Annotated in this window: 9 protein-coding genes; 8 read left to right on the plus strand and 1 reads right to left on the minus strand. The window is 31.0% G+C overall.

From position 1 onward, the window contains the following. The first annotated feature begins 208 nt into the window (after positions 1-208). The 4 genes from B5X81_RS05240 to B5X81_RS05255 all read left to right on the plus strand — a co-directional run bounded on the left by B5X81_RS05240 (position 209) and on the right by B5X81_RS05255 (position 4,627). Positions 209-901, plus strand: a complete 693-nt coding sequence (locus B5X81_RS05240; RefSeq protein WP_079489920.1) for a TIGR01906 family membrane protein — start codon at positions 209-211, stop codon at positions 899-901. A gap of 158 nt (positions 902-1,059) precedes the next feature. Then, positions 1,060-2,412 carry a hypothetical protein gene (locus tag B5X81_RS05245; RefSeq protein ID WP_079489921.1) on the plus strand — a complete coding sequence of 451 codons (1,353 nt, stop codon included), beginning with the start codon at positions 1,060-1,062 and terminating at the stop codon, positions 2,410-2,412. Positions 2,413-2,529: 117 nt separating this feature from the next. After that, positions 2,530-3,225, plus strand: a complete 696-nt coding sequence (locus B5X81_RS05250) for a response regulator transcription factor (protein ID WP_079489922.1) — start codon at positions 2,530-2,532, stop codon at positions 3,223-3,225. A 1-nt stretch (position 3,226) separates the two neighbouring features. Beyond that, positions 3,227-4,627, plus strand: a complete 1,401-nt coding sequence (locus B5X81_RS05255) for a sensor histidine kinase (protein ID WP_079490181.1) — start codon at positions 3,227-3,229, stop codon at positions 4,625-4,627. Between the two features lie 45 nt (positions 4,628-4,672). Here the strand turns inward: B5X81_RS05255 and glyA are convergent, their stop codons facing one another. Next, complete coding sequence (glyA, locus tag B5X81_RS05260; protein ID WP_079489923.1) at positions 4,673-5,905, minus strand: serine hydroxymethyltransferase; 1,233 nt, start codon at positions 5,903-5,905, stop codon at positions 4,673-4,675. Between the two features lie 439 nt (positions 5,906-6,344). Here glyA and addB point away from each other — a divergent pair, with 439 nt between their 5' ends. Genes addB through B5X81_RS05280 form a run of 4 tightly spaced genes read left to right on the plus strand, consistent with a single transcriptional unit; the run spans position 6,345 to position 18,090 of the window. Continuing rightward, positions 6,345-9,761: a helicase-exonuclease AddAB subunit AddB gene (gene addB, locus B5X81_RS05265; protein ID WP_079489924.1), complete on the plus strand. Its 3,417-nt coding sequence runs from the start codon at positions 6,345-6,347 to the stop codon at positions 9,759-9,761. Next, a complete protein-coding gene (addA, locus tag B5X81_RS05270; protein WP_079489925.1) occupies positions 9,754-13,350 on the plus strand; it encodes a helicase-exonuclease AddAB subunit AddA in 3,597 nt (1,198 codons plus the stop codon). Before addB ends, addA begins: the two co-directional genes overlap by 8 nt. Then, the gene (locus B5X81_RS05275; protein WP_079489926.1) at positions 13,347-14,570 is read left to right on the plus strand and encodes an exonuclease SbcCD subunit D; all 1,224 of its coding nucleotides are present in this window, start codon (positions 13,347-13,349) and stop codon (positions 14,568-14,570) included. The genes addA and B5X81_RS05275 overlap by 4 nt, the downstream gene beginning before the upstream one ends. Further along, positions 14,551-18,090, plus strand: coding sequence for an AAA family ATPase (locus B5X81_RS05280; protein ID WP_079489927.1), 3,540 nt, complete (start codon positions 14,551-14,553; stop codon positions 18,088-18,090). The genes B5X81_RS05275 and B5X81_RS05280 overlap by 20 nt, the downstream gene beginning before the upstream one ends. The last annotated feature ends 46 nt before the right edge of the window (positions 18,091-18,136 follow it).

Here is an 18,136-nt window from a genome sequence, read left to right on the forward strand (position 1 = left end):
TATATAGAAATTCATACTACTATATTATATAATTGAGAAAATTGCATAATACATGTAAAGAATTTTAAAATACAAAATGTAGTAGAGAGAGTCAGGTTAGTTATCTGCATATTGTATTTTAAAATTAATAATGTTAATTATGCAAGTTTCTCAATTTAGAAAAAATGATAAAAATAAGATTGCTAAAAAGGATTAGGAGTAATTATATATGAATAAAAGAGAAGTTATGATTAATATATCAAAAACAATAATTATAATATTTTTACCTTTAGCTATACTATTGACTATTTTACAATATTATTCCTATAATAAGGATTTCTATATGCAGAAGTTTGAAAAATATAATATTGAAAATATTACAGGTATGAGCAGGCAAGATTTAAGCAATGTTACTGAAAAGCTAATATCATATCTAAAAGGAAATGAAAAGGATTTAAACATGGAGGCTTCAATTAATGGTGAAATTAGAGAAGTATTTGGTCAACGGGAGAAACAACATATGATAGATGTAAGGGATCTATTTATTAAAAGCCATAGGTTAAGAAACATAAGTTTAGCCATTTCTCTAATTACTGCTTTAATCATTATTTTAGTTTCTAAAAGAAGAAAAAAGGACATATGGCAGTCTATCTTGTTTGCGGGAATAGTTCCAAATATATTTGCCATAATATTATATATATTAGTGAAGATAGATTTTAATAAATATTTCACATATTTCCATAAAATATTCTTTAATAATGATCTGTGGCTTTTAAATCCTAAAACCGATGTTCTAATACAAATGCTTCCATTAGAATTTTTCATTGATATATCTACAAGAATTATAGGATGGTTTCTTGGAATATTAATTTTAATGATAGTTATGGCATCTATTAATCTAAAGAAATCTTATATTGACTGACAAAACGCCTCCTTAAGGAGGCGTTTTTTATGTAATATCATTGTAATACTTTTGGAACTATTTTTTATTAGATATAATTTATAATATAATATAAAGAGAAATAGGCTTATTTGCAAATTTAGGAGTTAAAGAAAATATCTATAGCAGAGGTGGTTAAATTGAGAAAAAAGATTATGATTTTGATATCAATACTTACAATAAGTTTATTTGGAGGCTGTGCAATTGATGGCTCGGTGGAAAAGATGATGAAGCCCCCTAAATTATCTATAAGCCAGGAAGAAGTAAAGAATATTCTAAAGGATATCTTGGAGCCCGATGCTGAATTGAAGATGCCAATGAATGGAGAAAACACCAGTGCAATACAGTTTGTTAATTTGGATGAAGATAAGGAAGAGGAGATTTTAGTTTTTTATATTTTAGAAAATGATAGTATGCCTCTTAGAACATTGATTCTTGATAAAAAGGAAAAGTGGAATATAATAGACGGAATAAAGGGAATAGGAAATGATTTTGATATTGTTAAGTTTGGGGATATTACAGGAGACGGGACCTTAGAAGCCATTATTGGTTACAAGGGAGAAGGGTTTTTTGCTGATAAAGGATTAAGCGTATATGACTATAAAGATGGAGAAGTAAAAGAAATATTCAATAATTTCTATTCTGCTTTTGCATCTGGAGACCTTGATGAAGATAGGATAGATGAGCTTGTTCTTCTAAAATCTGATAGAGAAGAAGGAAAAGCCAAGGCCGAACTCTATAAATATAATAAAAGTCAAATAAGGAAAATAGATGAAACTAAAATGGAAGCATATACTAATTATGGGCATATAGTAGTTGGGAAAGCAACAGAGAATAAAGTAGGTGTCTTTGTTGATGAAGGCGTTGGAGCCCATTCATGTAAAACAGAATTATTAATCATGGAAAATGGAAAATTGAAAAATGTATTTTGGGATGATGAGAAAGAATTTTCAGATAAAACCTTTAGGGCATATTTTACTGAATCCCAGGACGTTGACAATGATGGTATTATAGAAATAGCTCTTTTGAGAGCTCCAATTGCTTCAGGGGATGGTTCTATGGCTGGTACTCCATGGATAACCACGTGGCATAATTGGGATGGAAATAAGGAATTAATTTATAAAAGTCAGAGCTTTTTCGATTATAGTTTAGGATTTTATTTTGATTTTCCAGAAAAGTGGGGAGTCAATATTGCCATAGATGGTTCTGATCCTAATTTATATAAAGAAGAACAATGGATACGGTTTAACTATTATGATGAAGAGAATGAAGAAAAACATCCCTTATTAACAATAGAAGCAATAAATAACAATAAATGGGAAGAAAAACAAAAAGAGTATGAAGATAAAAACTTAAATTACTTTAAGCTTGGAAACAAAGCTGATAAAATATATATAGGAATATTAGAAGAGAATACAGAAAATTCTACAGTAAGTGAAATGATATTGGATATAGAAGAAGTAAAAGCCAATTTTAATATTATAGATAAATAGACTAATATAAATAGCTTCAAGGCTTAATTAAATTTGAATAAAAGATTTATTAATAATTCAAAAACATCTTGAAGGAATTCAAGATGTTTTTGATGTACTAAGATTGGAGGTATGCATATGAAACAAATATTAGTTATGGATGATGAAAAGGATATAAGAGCATTTATTACTATCAATCTTAAAAGGGCAGGATATAGAGTTATAGAGGCTGGAACAGGAGAAGAAGCTCTGGATATAATATCTAATAATAATGATATAGATATAGCGGTATTAGATGTAATGCTCCCGGGTATAGATGGGTTTGAGGTTTGTAAAAAAATAAGAGAAAAGAACAAAGCAATGGGAATTATCATGCTTACTGCAAAAACCCAGGAGGTAGATAAAATAAATGGACTTACAACGGGAGCCGATGATTATGTTGTAAAACCCTTTAGTCCCAGTGAATTGGTTGCAAGAATAGATGCTTTAAGCAGAAGAGTTGATCTAATAAAGGAAAATGCTTCAACAAAAGAGCTATTATCACCTCCCTTTAGAATGGATTTAACTGAACGGATGCTTTATAAAAATGGTGAACCAGTAGAGTTAACAAAAATAGAATATCTAATTATGAAACTGTTTATTGAAAACGGTAATAAAGCTTTAAGTAGAAATTTCATCTTAGATGAAGTTTGGGGAGAAAATTATTTTGGAAATGAAAAGACAGTAGATGTAAATATAAGAAGGCTCAGACAAAAAATAGAGGATCAGCCTTCTGATCCAATATTTATAGAGACTGTATGGGGTTATGGTTATAGATGGAGAAGGGAAGATTAAATTGAAGGGCATAAAAAAAAGACTGTTTAAGAATTACATAGTCATAATTTTAATCATACTATTTCTTTTTGAAGGTATGTTCATAATTTTGATTAGAAACTACTATTATAATAATATTGAGCAAAGTTTAAAGAATAGAGCATCACTTATCGGAGGTTTTTATAGTAAATATATTAATGGGGGATATTATTCCTTTGATAGGGATGTAAAGGAAATAGTTAATAATTTTTCCTTTGAAGAAAATGCAGAACTTCAAATTATAGATGTAAATGGAAGTATTATATATAGCTCCAGTGGCTTTAATATAGGAGAGAAAGTAAAAACCAAAGATTATAAAAATGCCATAGGTGGAGAAATATTTTCTTGGGTAGGTAAGAATAAAAATACAGATGAAAAAATTATGGCTGTTTCTGCTCCATTAAAAACACAAAGTGGCAGTATCCTAGGAATTATCAGATATATTACTACACTTGATATAGCTGATTCAATAATACAACAATGGATATTATTTTCTTTGATTATAATATTAATTATCGTATTCTTTGTCTTTATTTTGAGTTTGGCCTTTAGTAGATCCATAATTAATCCTATTAATGAGATTACAAATGTATCTAAAAAAATAGCAAAGGGACAATTGGGTGAGAGGATAGAAAAACAATATAATGATGAGATTGGACAGCTGGCTGAGACAATTAATTACATGGCAGGAGAAATAGACAAGGTGCAGAAATTAAAAAATGAATTCATTTCCTCTATTTCCCATGAACTTAGAACACCTCTTACATCCATAAAAGGATGGGGAGAAACAATTCTAACAGGAGAATTTAAAGATCAATCTGAAACGGAACAGGGAATAAAAATAATTATTAAAGAAGCAAATAGATTGACCAAGATGGTTGAGGAATTATTGGATTTTTCTAAGCTTGAAAGTGGAAAGATAGTTCTTCAACTTGATAATACAAATATAAAAAAGGAATTTGAAGAAGTGATATATATACTTGAATCAAGGGCAAAAAATAAAAAAATTGATATTAAATATGTATGTGATAGTACAATATCAGAAATTTTAGCTGATAAAAACCGACTTAAACAGGTTTTTATAAATATACTAGATAATGCAATAAAATTTTCTCAAAATGGTAAAAGTGTTTTTACAAGAATTTACGAGAAAAATGATTGTATTAATATTGAAATAGAAGATTATGGAATAGGCATTTCTAAAGAAGAAATCACAAAGGTATGCCAAAAATTTTATAAAGTAAATCAAAACAAGTCTGGAAGTGGACTTGGATTAGCAATAAGCAATGAAATAATCAATCTTCATGGTGGAGAATTTAATATAGAAAGTGAAATGGGTAAAGGGACAAAGGTATTAATATCGTTACCCAAACCCAGTATTTAATAAAAACCCCCAATTTTTATCGGGGGTTTTTCAGCTAATCAGCTCTTATTCATATAATGGGAATTTATCACAAAGAGCTTTAACTCTTTTTTTGGCTTGAGTCAAGTCCTTGTCTCTATTTTCTATAGTCCAGTTAATAATATCAGCTATTTCTATCATTTCTTCCTTACCAAAACCTCTAGTTGTAGTGGCAGGAGTACCAATTCTTATACCACTTGTAATGAAAGGACTTTCAGTTTCATTTGGTACAGTATTTTTATTTGCTGTTATTCCTATTTCATCCAATAGATGTTCTGCTTTTTTCCCGGTTATGTTTTTATTTCTAAGGTCTATTAAAAGGAGATGATTATCAGTTCCACCGGAAACTATATTGAAACCTCTATCTTCAAGAGCTTTACTTAAGACTTTTGCGTTTTCAATAACTTTCTTTTGATATTCCTTAAATTCTTTAGACATTGCTTCTTTAAAGCAAACGGCCTTTGCAGCTATAATATGCATTAGGGGACCGCCTTGAATTCCTGGGAAAATACTCTTATCAATAGCTTTTGCGTATTGCTCTTTACACAAAATAGCTCCACCCCTAGGGCCTCTGAGGGTCTTATGAGTAGTAGTAGTAACAAAGTCTGCATAAGGTACTGGATTTGGATGAAGATCAGCGGCAATTAGTCCCGCAATATGGGCCATATCAACCATTAAATATGCATCTACTTCATCACAAATTTCTCTAAATCTTTTAAAGTCAATTGTTCTAGCATAGGCACTTGCACCTGCAACAATCATTTTGGGTTTTTCCTTTAAAGCTATTTTTCTTAATTCATCATAATCAATATATCCCTCATCATTAACACCGTAAGAAATCACTTCATAGAGCTTTCCAGAGAAGTTTACTGGGCTGCCATGGGTTAAATGTCCACCATGGGAGAGATTCATACCTAAGATTTTATCACCAGGTTCTAAGAAAGCAAAATAAACCGCCATATTAGCCTGAGAGCCTGAGTGGGGTTGTACATTTGCATGCTCTGCTCCAAATAAATCTTTTAGTCTATTTCGAGCTAGATTTTCGGCAATATCTACATATTCACAGCCGCCATAATATCTTTTATTAGGATATCCTTCAGCATATTTATTGGTGAGTTGGGAACCCATAGCTTCCATTACGGCCTTGCTGGTGAAGTTTTCTGAAGCTATCATTTCGATTTTATTTGATTGACGGTCCATTTCCAATTTAATACTTTCATAAACTTCTGGGTCTTGTCCTTTGATTGAATCCAGATTCATTAAAACACTCCCTTTATTTAGTATTTTAAATTACATATGTATAGATTTACACACTATTATCTTATCAATAATTTTATCAAATATAAACAAGAATATAAATTAATTTTTATATAAATTTCGACAAGAAAACAAAAAGAAGTTTGAATAATATAGGTTTAACAGTTCCATAAATTAGTTTTAGTAGGGAATCAATGTCCTATTCACTGAATAAAAGAAAAAATTTCATCAAATACCATAAAGGATTTAGTAGAATAAATATAGAAATTGTATATAATCGTAAATAGGAAAAGATGTTCCATGTTGTATGTTGAATTGTTGCTAGGGATAAGTTTTCATGTGTTTTTATTAAATGATGTCTAAAAGAATGACCCAAATCCTTAGAACTTGGAACTTAGAACTACAAAGCGTCGTTAGACTGCTTTGTTAATGGGGTGATATTATGATAATTAGATATATATTTGGCAGAGCAGGAAGTGGAAAAACAAGGAGAATTTTTGAAGAGATAAAGTATAAATTGAAGCAGGGAGGTCAGCATAAACTTTTGTTATTAGTACCTGAGCAGTTTACCCTTCAAACAGAATTCGATCTTATAAAGTCAAATGAACTTCCTGGAATAATGAGGGTAGAGGTTATTAGCTTTGAAAGACTTGCCTATAAAGTCTTTGATGAAGTTGGTGGACTTAAGAAAATAGATATAAATGAACTTGGAAAAATAATGGTTTTAAAAAGGCTTTTTGATAATCATTCAAAGGAGCTTGAAGTCTATACAAAGGCCAGTAGAAAGGAAGGCTTTTTAGAAAATTTTTGTGCTTTAATTACTGAACTGAAGAGAAATGACATATATCCTGAAGTAATTAAGGAAGTATTGGAATCCTTCGAGGAAGAAAATATGCTTACTAGGAAGCTTAAGGATATTGGATTTATGTATGGCAAATTTAATGAATATATGGATGGAAGGTATACCGATGAAGAAGATAAAATTAGTATGCTTATAGATAAGATAGATGAGACTAGATTTTTAGATAAAGCGGAGATTTGGCTGGATGGATTTAGCGGTTTTACATCCCAGGAATATAGGGTTTTAGAAAAACTAATTTTAAAGTGCCAAAAAGTCAATATAGCTTTAACCAGGAATACCAATGATGGGGCTAAGGATAAAAATTTATTTGGTCCAACCAACGAAACCTTTAAAAAAATTAGAGAAATAGCATATAGACATAATATTAAGGAAACCCAAACGGTTTTAGAGATAGAGCAAAATAAACCTTCAGAGCTTAAACACCTGGAAAAGCAAATTTATGCATTTCCCTATAATAAATACGGCAAAGCTGTAGAGAATATTGAAATGTTTTCCGGCACAAATCAGTATACAGAGATTGAAAATGTTGCATGCAAAATTGTTTCATTAGTAAGGGATAACAAATACAGATGGAAGGATATTGCACTGGTAAATGGAGACATGGAGACCTATGGACTTACTATAAAGAGGGTTTTTAGTGAATATGAGATTCCCTTTTTTATAGATGAAAAAAGAAGCATAATGAATAATCCAATAATAAAGTTAATATTATCATCCTTGGACATATTGAGTAGAAATTATAAATATGATGATGTTTTTAGATTCATAAAAACGGGATTTTGTGCTTTAAATAAGAATGAAGGAGAAAGATTAGAAAACTTTGTTTTAAAAGCTGGTATTGAAGGAAGTAAATGGTTGAATGATTTTCAGTACCAGGGAGAAGAGCCTGAAGAACTTTCTCAGATAAATGAAATTCGAAAGAAATTTATAACTCCATTTATAGATATAAAGGAGAAGCTAAAGGGCAGAAAAACAATTTCTGAGTTCAGTAATTATTTATTTGAGTTTTTGTCTATTTTAGAGGTTGAAGAAAAACTTGATATATGGATAGAAGTTTTAAAGGAAAAGGGAAAACTTGAATATGTAAATGAATATACACAAATATGGAATACTGTTATGGAAGTTTTAAATCAACTAGTTGAAATACTAGGGGATACAAAGGTGAATGTAGGAGAGTATAAAAGAATTCTTGAAGCTGGTTTTTCCCAATATAAAGTAGGTATTATACCTCCAACAATTGATCAGGTATTGGTTGGAAACCTTGATAGATCAAGAAGCCATAATATAAAAGCACTTTTCCTTGTGGGAGTAAACGATGGAATTCTACCTTCTGGTCAAAATGATGATGGACTTTTGCTGGATGAAGAAAAAATATTGGTTAAAGAAAAAGGGATACCATTATTATCTGATAATGAAACAAAACTAAAGGAAGAGGAGTTTTCGATCTATACTAGTTTGTCAAAGCCGTCGGAATATCTTTGGATAAGCTATGCACTATCGGACCCAGAGGGAAAGGCCTTAAGACCTTCTATATTAATTGAAAAAATAAGAAAAATTTACCCAAGATTGCAAACAGAAAGTGATATAGTTAAGGGAAGTATTGAATTAGATAAAAAAAGGCAACTAAATTTAGTTTCTATGCCGGGGCCTACATTTAAATATTTAATAGAAAATTTAAGGCTTAAAATAGACGATAATCCTACTTTGGAGCTTTGGGATGAAGTTTATTATTGGTATTATAACAATAGAAAGTGGGATGATAGACGGAATATGATGATAGAAGGGCTTTTCCATAATAATCAGGAGGATTACATAGGTGAAGAAAAGGCGAAAAGTTTGTACAGTATTCCACTAAAATCAAGTATATCAAGACTTGAAAAATTTGTTAACTGTCCCTTTGCCCATTTTATAGGCTATGGACTAAATCCAAAGGAGAGAAAAGAATATAAAATCAGTAATCCCGATATAGGAAGGCTATTCCATGATTCTATGGAGAATTTTGCAAAAAAGCTATCCATGGAAAATTTAAAATGGAAGGATATAGATAAAGAGAAATGCGAAGAAATTGTTGAAAAAATTGTAGAAGAACTGGCTCCAAATTTTGGATATAATATATTGGAGAGCAGCTATAGATATAGATATCTTGTTAATAAATTGAAAAGAGTTAGTAAGAGAGCTGCCTGGACTTTAACTGAACATATAAAAAGGGGAGAATTTACTCCAGCCTTGTATGAGGTTGAATTTGGTGAAGGGGATTTCAGTATGATTCCTCCAATTATAATTGAGCTTCCAGATGGGAACCAAATTAAACTTGAGGGAAGAATAGACAGAGTGGATATGTTGAAAAATGAAGATGGCAGCTATGTAAAAATAATTGACTACAAATCCGGAAATAAAAAATTTAGCTTATCCGATGTATATTATGGACTTCAAATACAGCTTATCGTTTATCTTGATGCTGTACTTAAAAGTAAGGATAAGCTGAGGTTTGATGAGGCCCATCCTGGGGGAGTCTTTTATTTTAAGCTGGATGATCCCATAATAGAGTCCGATGACGATGATACAGAAGCCATAGAAAGGGAAATAATGAAAAAGCTCAAAATGGATGGTATTGTCACAAAGGATATAAGAGTGGCAAAGGCTATGGATAGAGATATAGAGGCAGAAAAAAGTTCATTGATTATTCCAGCTAATTTAAAGAAGGATGGAAGCTTCAGTAAAAATTCATCTGTTATAGAAGAAGCAGATATTTACCATCTTATAAAACATGTTAGAAATCTTGTAATTGAAATAGCAGGTGAAATATTGAAGGGGAATATAAAAATACAGCCATGTAAAATCGATAATAATATTTCCTGCAGCTATTGTCAGTATAATTCAATTTGTCAGTTTGATAGAAATTTTGAAAATAACGAATTCAGAAACATAAAAAAATTAAAGGATGAAGAGGTTTTAAGAAAAATAAAAGCTGAGGATAAGGGGGATGAAAATGCCTAAATGGACTAAGGAACAGGAAAAAGCCATAAATATAAGGGGCAAAAACCTTTTAGTATCAGCTGCTGCGGGCTCTGGTAAAACAGCAGTTTTAGTAGAAAGAATAATAAAGCTCATTACTGAAGATATGATAGATATAAATAAACTCTTAATAGTAACCTTTACCAATGCTGCTGCAGGAGAAATGAGGGAAAGAATACTAGATGCAATAATAAAAGAAATAGAAAATGGCTCAAAGTATGAAGAGCATTTGAGAAGGCAAATTACTTTGCTCGGTAGATCATATATAACTACTTTACACTCCTTTTGTATAGATATTGCAAGAAGAAATTTTCATTTAGTGGATATAGACCCATCCTTTAGAATAGGAGATATGACTGAAACTAGCATATTGATCGAAGAAACTTTAGAAGAACTTTTAGAAGATGAATACAAAGAAGCAAATGAGTATTTTATTGAGCTGGTTGAAGGCTTTGGAGGAAACAGAGAAGATGTGAAGTTTAGAGAACTGATCCTTAAAATCTATGGATTTATTCAAAGTAAACCCTATCCTGAAAAATGGCTTAAGGAAAGTATAGAACAATTTAATATGACAAAGGAAGAATTTGAAAAAAGCCTATGGATAGAAACTATAAAGGGAAGCATAGAGATTGAACTAAAGGGGTCAAAGGATCTCATAGAAGGTGCTATAGAGCTTTGTAATAAAATAAATGGACCTAAGGAATATGAAGAAGCTTTAATACAAGATAAAAATATTTTAGAAAATCTTATCAGCGGTCTTAACACAAGTCTTGAAAAATTTTATGAAAATGCCAATAACGTAGTTTATCCAAAGCTTAAGACGATTCGTGGAAATAGAAAAATGGAGATAGATGAGAACTTGCAAAATGAAGTAAAGGAACTTAGGAATAAATATAAGGATAATATTAAATCTATAAAAGAAAAGATTTTAGTTAAAAGCTTTGATGAGTATTTAAATCAAATTAATGCAATGTATCCTACAATGAAATATCTTAGTGAGTTGATAATACAATTTGGTAATAGATATAGTGAAAAAAAACTCGATAAAGGAATATTGGATTTTAATGATTTAGAGCACTATGCTTTAAAAATATTAGAAAATCAGGAGGTCCAAAGGGAATATAAAAAGAAATTCCAGCATATTTTTGTGGATGAATATCAGGATAGCAATATTGTACAGGAAACAATTCTAAACCGTATAAAAAGGGAAAATAATTTGTTTATGGTAGGGGATGTAAAGCAGAGTATATATAGATTTAGACTGGCGGACCCTTCACTTTTTATTGAAAAGTATACAGGTTATCAAAGAGAAGATGGAGATTTAAATCAAAGAATAGACTTATCTCAAAACTTCAGAACCAGGGTAGAGATTTTAGAAGGAATTAATTATCTATTTAAAAACATCATGTCAAAAAATTTGGGAGAGATAGATTATACAGAAAATGCCTATTTATATAAGGGCTTGGACTTTGAAGATATTCCAAATCCCAATATAGAATTAAATATAATAGAAGATATGGTGGATTCTTCAGAGGAAACTTTGGAAGAATTAGAGGAAATGTCTAAAGTTGAGACAGAAGCAAGATTTGTTGTAAATAAAATAAAAGCATTGATTCGACAAAAGACCTATAATCCTAAGATAAAGGAATATAGAAATATTGAATACAAGGACATAGTCATTCTCCTTAGATCACCTAAAGTATGGGCTCCGATATTTTTAGAAGTTTTTATTAAAGAAGGGATACCGGTATATGCCGATGACAACTCTGGGTATTTTGATACCATTGAGATAAATATGTTTCTGGATATTCTTAAACTAATAGACAATAAAAGACAGGATATTCCACTGCTTGGTGTTATGAGATCTCTAATAGGCGGTTTTACTATCGAAGAATTAATAAAGATAAGGCTAGGGAACATGGAAGGAAGCTATTATGAAGCTATAGAGGATTATATTTTAAACAATGATGATATGCTTAAATTAAAGCTTAAAGAATTTTTAGATAAATTAGAAGGATGGTCGGTTGAGGCAAGGTATCTAAAGCTGGATGAATTCATATGGAAGCTCCTTATGGAAACAGGATATTATCACTATGTTGGAGCGATGCCAGGAGGAATACAAAGACAAGCAAACCTAAGGATATTAGTGGATAGAGCAAGTCAATTTGAAAAAAGTGCAATAAACGGTTTATTTCTCTTTTTAAGGTTTATAGATAGACTTACTAAGAGTAAAGGCGATATGGGCAGCGCAAAAACCTTGGGAGAAAACGAAAATGTAGTTAGAATTATGAGTATCCATAAAAGCAAGGGTTTGGAGTTTCCCGTTGTTATATGCAGTGGAATGGGAAAAAACTTCAATCTTAAGGATATACAGCAGGATATATTACTTCATAAGGATCTGGGCCTGGGACCTAAATTTGTGGACATAGAAAAGAGAATATATAATCAAACACTTCCCCAATTGGCCATAAGAAGAAAGATGAAGATTGAAAATCTATCGGAGGAAATGAGGATTCTTTATGTTGCACTAACCAGGGCTATAGATAAATTAATACTTGTTGGTTCAGTAAAGGAATTGGAAAGGGAATCAAAGAAATGGCTTAGGGGTACAGCCCTTCACAATCTGGTTAAGGGGCGTTCATATCTTGATTGGATATGCTCATCTCTGGCAAAGCATAAGGATGGTGAAGCTATAAGGCAGCTTGGAAAGGCTTTGTTTGATGAGGATTCAATTGAAAGTAACGAAAAATCAAGATGGACAATTAATCTTATAAATAAAAAAGAAATATTCTTTGAAGAAGCTGAAAAAATTCAAAGCAGTAAAGAATATAGAAGAAAGCTTGAGGAATTTCAGCTTGAAATAGAGCCAAAATATAAAGATATTATTGAAGAGCGTTTTAGATGGGAATATCCAAACAAATGTGATATAGGTATACCGTCGAAGCTTGCTGTAAGCGATATAAAGAAGGCTTCGGTAAGGAATATGAATGACATAGTGTATAAAATACCTTCTTTAGTAAAAAAACCAAAATTCATAGAAGGTAAAAGGAAATTTACAAAGGCTGAGACGGGTACTATTATACACTTTGTAATGCAGCATGTGGACTTGAAAAAAGTAAATAGTATAAATGAAATAAAGGAAGAAATAGACATTATGGTTACAAAGGAGCTTTTGACATATGAAGAAGCCGAGATAGTTAATCCGGAAAAGATACTAAGATTTTTTGAAAGCTCTATAGGAAAAAGAATATTAAAATCCCATAGAATATACAGGGAAGCTCCCTTTATTTTAAAAAAGAAGGCTGCTGATGTAATAGAAGATCTGGAGGATTGCACAGAAGAGCTGCTCATACAGGGGATTGTTGACTGCTATTTTGAAGAAGATGACGATCTTGTGTTAATAGATTACAAGACGGGAAGTGTTTTTGATGGAAATATTGAAAGATTATTAAGAAGATATAAAGTCCAGATGGAATTATACAGGGAAGCCCTCCAGGTGATTACCAGAAAAAGGGTAAAGGAAAGCTATATTTATTTGTTCGATATAGATAAAGAGGTGAAGATAAATTGAAGATTTTACACACTTCTGACTGGCATTTAGGAAAATATTTGGAAAATCAAAGCAGATTAGATGAACAGAAAGAGATTATGGAGGATATAATTCAAATAGCCGATGAAAATCAGGTTGAACTTGTTATAGTGGCGGGAGATGTATACGATAATAGTAATCCTCCTGCTATGGCTGAAAGGCTTTTATATAGAACCTTAAAGGCTTTGGGTAAAAACGGCGAAAGACCGGTAGTTGTTATAGCTGGAAACCATGATAATCCTGAAAGACTTACGGCTTCAACTCCCCTTGCCTATGAGCATGGAGTAATACTTCTTGGTAATCCTGACAGTAAGGCACAAAAAGGAAGAATAGGAAGGCATGAGATTGTAGAAGCTGAAAAAGGCCATATTGAATTAAAGATTAACGATGAAAATGTAATAATTTCAACCCTTCCATATCCTAGTGAGCAAAGGCTGAATGAAGCCCTAGGAGATTTATCCGATGATAAAGAACTTCAAAAAAATTATTCTGATAGGGTTGGAGACATTTTTGATAGACTTTCCAGTAAATATAGGGAAGATACCATTAATATTTGTGCAAGCCATATATTTGTTCTAGGGGGAGAAACATCGGATTCAGAAAGGGTACTCAAGGTTGGGGGAGGACTAACAGTAGATGGAAATAAGCTGCCTGCTAGGGCCCATTATGTGGCCCTTGGACATTTACATAAACCTCAGAGAGTAAAAAATAGTAATATAAAGGCTTATTATTCAGGCTCCCCTCTGCAATATAGCAGGAGTGAAATAGGATACAGTAAATGTGTTTATATAGTACAGGTCAATAGAAATAAGGAAACCAAAGTAGAAGAAGTTCTACTAAAGAATAGAAAGCCCATAGAAGTATGGAAATGTAAGGGAGTAGAAGAAGCAGTAGAGATATGTGAAAAAAATAAGGAAAGATCTGTTTGGGCGTATCTGGAAATAGAAACCGATAAGGTTTTAGGTCAATCGGAAATAAAAACAATTAAGAAATTAAAACCCGATATATTATCTATAGTTCCAATAATAAAAGAAATAGAAAATGAAGATGATCCCGAAGACTTTAAAGAAAAAAGTATGATGGAACTTTTTAGAGAATTTTATATTAACAAAACTAAAATTGAGCCTACTGACGAGTTCATGGAACTTTTTGCTGAGATAGCTGGAGAAGAAGGTGAAGACGATGAAACCAAAAACACTTAAGATATCTGGACTTAACAGCTTTATTGAAGAACAGACAATAGATTTTTCAACACTTATTGAAAGTGGATTATTTGGCATTTTTGGACCAACAGGCAGTGGAAAATCCACTGTATTAGATGCAATAACCATTGCTTTGTATGGGTATAATGCAGTGGCTAGGGGAACAAAGGAATTTATAAATACCGACATGGATAAGGTATATATTGGATATGAATTTGATTCCATGGGTAATAAAGGTAGAAATACATACAAGGTCGAAAGAAGCATAAAAAAAAATAAAAGTGGCGGTATTAATACGGATTTTGCAAGACTAGCCCTATTAGATGAAGAAGGTAATCCAGTAAAAATAATAGATAAAGTGTCGGAAATAGATGACAGAATAAAGGAAATTATAGGTTTAAATCATCAGGACTTTACAAGATCTGTGGTTTTGCCCCAGGGAAAATTCAGTGAGTTCTTAAAATTATCGGGGAAAGACAGAAGAAATATGCTGGAAAGAATTTTAGGATTAGAAAAATACGGTGGAAATCTTGTTGATAAAATAAGAAGATTTAAAAGAAAAAAAGAAGAAGAGCTTCAGCTCTTAACAGGAGAATTAAGTAGATATGAAGGAGTAACAGATGAAAACATCCAGCAGCTTAAAACACAGCTTCTGGATATTGAAAAAAAAGAAAGTCAAATAAAAAATCAGCTGAATTTCTATGAAAAAAGATATGGTGAACTTAATAAAATATGGGGATTGCAAAGTGAACTAAATTCCTATTTAAAAATAAAAAAGGACTTAGATTCAAGGTCTATTGAAATTGAAAAAATGAGAAACAGATATGAAAAAGGAAAAAGTGCTAAGAATGTAAAGCCTTATTTAGATAGGTATAATGATACAGTAGAGGATATAAATAAAAATAAATCTATACTAAAGGAACTGCTTTCAAAGCTGGATAGTATTAATAAAAAATTGGAATTGACTGAAATAAAATATAAGGAAATATATAAGAAAAAGAATGATGAGTTGCCTTTACTTATAGAAAGGGAAAGTAACGCAAAATATGCAATGGAATTAAATGATGCAGTACAAAAGCTTATAAAGGAAAGACAGGAGCTTGCAGACATATTTACAAAATACAGTAAAAGAATATCAGAATTAGAGAATAAGCTTAAGAAATTAAAGGAAATTATAGCAAAAAACAATAATAATATTGAAGGATTAGAAAATAAGTCTAAGACACTTAAAATATCCTCGGAATATAGAGAAATCCTCACCAAAGGCTGGAACTTAAATATTAGATTGAAGGAATTGAAAAAGGATCAAAATCACACTCTAAAGTATATTGAAAATTTAAATAGGAAGATTATGTTAAGCAGTAAAGAGCTTAATAAAATAGAAAGTCAAATGTCAATAAAGGAAGAAGGATGTAATCAGATAAAAAATCAGCTTAATAAATTAGAATCAAACCCTCCAAAAGACAATGATTATATACTAAATAGAGAAATAGAACTCCATAGATTAAGGGCACTGCTGGAGGAGACTAATAAAAATGAAAATAAGAAAGAGCTTTTGGAAAAAGAGCTAAAACTTATCTATAAGAATAAGAATGAAACTCAAATTAAAATTGACTATCTAAAGGAGAGATTAAGCCTAAATACAGAAAAGCTTGAAAATGCAAAACAAGAACTTAAAGAGTTGGAAAAAGCCCATAGAGCAGGAATTTTAAGCTTACACTTAAATGATGGTAGCCCTTGTCCTGTTTGTGGCTCTACCAGCCATCCAAAAAAAGCAGAATTCATAGAGGGAAAAAATATAGAAGAGATTTTAAAAATTAAGGATGGTTTTGAGGAGAGTAAAAAAGAGATTGAGAAGGCCATGTATGAATTAGGGCTAGAAATAAAAAATTATACTAGGGAAGAGGATAAATTAAAAGAAGAGCTTAATTCATGTATAGAAAAGCTTAAAGATAATTACTCATCTAAACTAAAAGAAGAGATTAAAGATATTATGGATGCAATAGATAATTTAAAGAAAATACTTAAGGCCTGGGAAAGAAGTAAAAATCACTTGAAAAATCTTTTGGAAATTAAGGAAAAGGAAAAAATAAGTTTGGAAAAACAAAGTATTAGAATTATAGAAGGAATAAATAAGGATAAAAACAGACTTGATGAGGAAAATAAAAGAAAGGATGAAATATTAGAAAAACTAAATAAAATTAGTGGATCTTACATAGCGATTAAGGAAAAACTTAAGATTGAAAATATAGATAAGGCAATGGAGGAAGTGAGAAAAAAAGAGGAAGAACTTGAAAAGCTTGAAGAAGGATTAAAGGAATTGAGAAATAATATTAAAAAATTTGATGTTCAAAAAGAGAATATCGAAAAAGAGCTAAATGAAGTAAAACTTAATAGAAGTAAGGTGGAAGAAGCTGGTAAGGAGAAACGTGGAGTTATAGATGAATACAATTTAAAGATAAAAAAAATGATTGGTGATAGAAAGCCTGATATCTTTTTAAAGGAGATAAATGAGAAAAAAACTAATATAATTGAAGAGGAAGAAAAGCTTAGAAAGATATTGGAATATGAAAAAAAACATTTAAATGAATTACGTGAAAAAAGAGTAGGTATTGAAGATACTAATAAGTCATTGGAAGCTTCCATGATAAATATTGAAAAAGAATTAAAAGAAGCATTAAAGGAAAACAAGCTTGAAAGCATCAAGGAAGTAAATGGTTTTTTAGTATCCAGTGAAGAAATTGAGTCTATGGAAAAAGAAATAAATAAATTTGATGATGAGATTGGTAAGGTGAAATATAATATTGACAGAATTAATAAAGAGCTTGATGGGGCTGAAATTAAAGAAGAGGATTTTTTAAAATTTAAAGAAGATATGAATAGTAAAAGGGAAAACCATAGATTTTTACTTGAGGAAATCGGTAAGAAAAAAGAGAAAATTGACGAGATGGAAAAGAACTTTAAAAGGGTTAGCGAAATAAACAAAATTATGAAAAAATTACAGCATATAAATGATATGCTTAGTGAAATGTTTAAGCTTGTATCAGGTAATAAATTTGTTGAATATGTGGCAACAAATCATTTGAGATATATTGCAAAGGAAGCCTCAAAGAGACTGATGGATATAACTAATAAGCGTTACAGTCTTGAGCTTGACAGTAATGGCAATTTTGTTATATGTGACAATTTTAATGGAGGAGTAAGGAGAGACTGCAACACTTTATCCGGTGGCGAAACATTTCTTACATCCCTTGCATTGGCTCTTTCACTTTCAAGTCAAATACAACTTAAAGGAAATTCTTCAATAGAATTTTTTTTCCTCGACGAAGGCTTTGGAACCCTTGACAGTCATCTTTTAGATACAGTGATGACTTCTTTGGAAAGACTCCATAAAGAAAATCTATCTGTTGGTATTATAAGCCACGTTGAGGAATTGAAAAACCGAGTGCCTATAAAATTAATAGTAACTCCATCAGAATCAGGGTTACATGGAACTAAGGTGGCTGTAGAAAGAAATTAATATTCTAAGCTCAACAATACCACAAAGAATGACCTTAAATCTTAGA

Origin of the sequence: Maledivibacter halophilus, assembly GCF_900167445.1 — a bacterium.
GTDB classification, from domain to species: domain Bacteria; phylum Bacillota; class Clostridia; order Peptostreptococcales; family Caminicellaceae; genus Maledivibacter; species Maledivibacter halophilus.